Origin of the sequence: Leptolyngbya sp. CCY15150 (genome assembly GCF_016888135.1) — a bacterium.
Classification (GTDB): Bacteria; Cyanobacteriota; Cyanobacteriia; order RECH01; family RECH01; genus RECH01.
On the sequence record NZ_JACSWB010000046.1, the window covers coordinates 1 to 216 of the forward strand.

Annotated in this window: 1 protein-coding gene; it reads left to right on the forward strand. The window is 57.9% G+C overall.

Annotated elements, in window-relative coordinates; all coding sequences use genetic code 11:
- The coding region (locus JUJ53_RS00205; RefSeq protein ID WP_204149994.1) for a Calx-beta domain-containing protein at nt 1-216 on the forward strand (216 nt) is incomplete at both ends.

The following is a 216-nucleotide window of genomic DNA, read 5'->3' on the forward strand; positions in this document are numbered from 1 at the left end:
TGAGCAATCCTAGCCAAACGGACATTTCTGTTGACTACAACACCACCGATGGCAGCGCCAGTGCCCTCGGTGATCCAGCCGTTGGCGGCAATGACTACGACTCGACCAGTGGCTCCCTAACCTTTGTGGCAGGCGAGACGCTGCAACTGATCACCGTCACCGTCAACGGCGATGGCGTCAGTGAGCCCAGCGAAACCTTCAATGTGGTGTTGGGCA